Annotated in this window: 2 rRNA genes; both read right to left on the bottom strand. The window is 47.8% G+C overall.

What is annotated here, in order from left to right:
* Positions 1–104, bottom strand: a 5S ribosomal RNA gene (gene rrf / locus BMX01_RS07730); the annotation flags it as partial.
* Positions 105–336: 232 nt separating this feature from the next.
* Positions 337–3230, bottom strand: a 23S ribosomal RNA gene (locus BMX01_RS07725).
* Between the last annotated feature and the right edge of the window lie 169 nt (positions 3231–3399).

Below are 3399 nucleotides of genomic sequence, written 5' to 3'. Positions count from 1 at the left end.
CCTACTCTCACATGGGGAAGCCCCACACTACCATCGGCGTAACAGCGTTTCACTTCTGAGTTCGGGATGGATTCAGGTGGGACCACTGCACTGTTGTCGCCAGAATATTCTGGTGATGATATTCTGTCTTTGTTTGTCTGTTTATTTATTGATTGACTGATTGTTATCTATTGATTGTTATTTCTTTGTTCTTTTATAGTGTCATAAAACTAAAAACAAGCTGTCTGAGTATTTCCTTCTCTCTGAGACCTCTTAGTCTCTGCAGACTATCCGATAATCCTTCCTCTGGCTTATCGCGCCTACCCCTAAACCACACCAAAAACACTTGAGCGTTGTATAGTTAAGCCTCTCGGGCAATTAGTATCCATTAGCTCAATGGCTCACACCACTTACACACCAGACCTATCTACGTCGTAGTCTCCAACAACCCTTACTAACTTATAGTTAGGGAGAACTCATCTTGAGGCAAGTTTCGTGCTTAGATGCTTTCAGCACTTATCTCTTCCACATGTAGCTACCCAGCAATGCCTCTGGCGAGACAACTGGAACACCAGTGATGCGTCCACTCCGGTCCTCTCGTACTAGGAGCAGCCCCTCTCAATTCTCCAACGCCCACGGCAGATAGGGACCGAACTGTCTCACGACGTTCTAAACCCAGCTCGCGTACCACTTTAAATGGCGAACAGCCATACCCTTGGGACCTACTTCAGCCCCAGGATGTGATGAGCCGACATCGAGGTGCCAAACACCGCCGTCGATATGAACTCTTGGGCGGTATCAGCCTGTTATCCCCGGAGTACCTTTTATCCGTTGAGCGATGGCCCTTCCATTCAGAACCACCGGATCACTATGACCTGCTTTCGCACCTGCTCGACGTGTCAGTCTCGCAGTTAAGCTTGCTTCTACCATTGCACTAACCTCACGATGTCCGACCGTGATTAGCAAACCTTCGTGCTCCTCCGTTACTCTTTGGGAGGAGACCGCCCCAGTCAAACTACCCACCAGACACTGTCCGAGACCACGTTTCGTAATCTTCGTTAGAACATCAAACGTTAAAGGGTGGTATTTCAAGGATGCCTCCGCAATCACTGGCGTGACTGTTTCACAGGCTCCCACCTATCCTACACATCAAGATTCAATGTTCAGTGTCAAGCTATAGTAAAGGTTCACGGGGTCTTTCCGTCTAGCCGCGGGTACACCGCATCTTCACGGCGATTTCAATTTCACTGAGTCTCGGGTGGAGACAGCCTGGCCATCATTATGCCATTCGTGCAGGTCGGAACTTACCCGACAAGGAATTTCGCTACCTTAGGACCGTTATAGTTACGGCCGCCGTTTACTGGGGCTTCGATCAGGAGCTTCTCTTTCGATAACACCATCAATTAACCTTCCAGCACCGGGCAGGCATCACACCCTATACGTCCACTTTCGTGTTTGCAGAGTGCTGTGTTTTTAATAAACAGTTGCAGCCAGCTGGTATCTTCGACCGGTTCAGCCATCGGAGGCAAGCTCCTACAACTTACGCCGGCGCACCTTCTCCCGAAGTTACGGTGCTATTTTGCCTAGTTCCTTCACCCGAGTTCTCTCAAGCGCCTGAGTATTCTCTACCTGACCACCTGTGTCGGTTTATAGTACGGTTCAGATAAACCTGAAGCTTAGTGGCTTTTCCTGGAAGCGTGGTATTGGTTACTTCAATGCCGTAGCACTTCGTCATCACGTCTCGGTGTTAAGCACATCCGGATTTGCCTAGATGTACCACCTACAGGCTTAAACAGACATCCAACGGTCTGCTAACCTAACCTTCTCCGTCCCCACATCGCAGTTTATCCGAGTACGGGAATATTAACCCGTTTTCCATCGACTACGCTTTTCAGCCTCGCCTTAGGGGCCGACTCACCCTGCCCCGATTAACGTTGGACAGGAACCCTTGGTCTTCCGGCGAACGAGTTTTTCACTCGTTTTATCGTTACTTATGTCAGCATTCGCACTTCTGATACGTCCAGAGAACCTTTCGATTCGCCTTCATCCGCTTACAGAACGCTCCCCTACCCATTAGTATTACTACTAATGCCGCAGCTTCGGTGACTAGTTTTAGCCCCGTTACATCTTCCGCGCAGGCCGACTCGACTAGTGAGCTATTACGCTTTCTTTAAATGGTGGCTGCTTCTAAGCCAACATCCTAGCTGTCTAAGCCTTCCCACTTCGTTTCCCACTTAACTAGTACTTTGGGACCTTAGCTGGCGGTCTGGGTTGTTTCCCTCTTCACGATGGACGTTAGCACCCACCGTGTGTCTCCTGAGTATCACTCTTCGGTATTCGCAGTTTGCATCGGGTTGGTAATCCGGGATGGACCCCTAGCCGAAACAGTGCTCTACCCCCGAAGGTGTTCGCTCAAGGCTCTACCTAAATAGATTTCGGGGAGAACCAGCTATCTCCCGGTTTGATTGGCCTTTCACCCCCAGCCACAGGTCATCCGCTAATTTTTCAACATTAGTCGGTTCGGTCCTCCAATTAGTGTTACCCAATCTTCAACCTGCCCATGGCTAGATCACCGGGTTTCGGGTCTATACTTTGCAACTATACGCCCAGTTAAGACTCGGTTTCCCTTCGGCTCCCTTAAACAGTTAACCTTGCTACAAAATATAAGTCGCTGACCCATTATACAAAAGGTACGCAGTCACCCTGAGGGCTCCCACTGCTTGTACGTACACGGTTTCAGGTTCTATTTCACTCCCCTCACAGGGGTTCTTTTCGCCTTTCCTTCACAGTACTGGTTCACTATCGGTCAATCAGGAGTATTTAGCCTTGGAGGATGGTGCCCCCATCTTCAGACAGGATTTCTCGTGTCCCGCCTTACTTGTTGTTAGTTTAGTACGGCCCACATATTTTCGAGTACGGGATTATCACCCTCTATGATGTAGCTTCCCAGCTACTTCCTCTAATGTATGGGTTATCACTAACTGGCTTTTCCACGTTCGCTCGCCGCTACTAACGGAATCTCGGTTGATTTCTTTTCCTCGGGTTACTTAGATGTTTCAGTTCTCCCGGTTTGCTTTTATTACTTATGTATTGGGTAATAAATACTAGATTCATCATCTAGTGGGTTTCCCCATTCGGAGATCTTGGATTATACGTTTCTTATCAACTCATCCAAGCTTATCGCAGATTAGCACGTCCTTCATCGCCTCTGATTGCCAAGGCATCCACCGTGTACGCTTAGTCACTTAACTATACAACCTCAAGTATTTTATTATGCGCGAGGCATATTGATATACTTGTGGTTAATGATTTAGACTAAACACTTAGCTGCTTTTGTTCAGCTAAGATTTTAGATTACTCAGACTTTCTACTTTAGAAAATCTCTCAGTTTTCAGCTTGTTTCTATTTTTTTAAAGAACA

This window comes from [Haemophilus] ducreyi, from assembly GCF_900109315.1.
GTDB lineage: Bacteria > Pseudomonadota > Gammaproteobacteria > Enterobacterales > Pasteurellaceae > Haemophilus_B > Haemophilus_B ducreyi.
The sequence above is the reverse complement of the archived record's forward strand: the minus strand, read 5'-3'. Positions and strand labels throughout refer to the sequence as shown.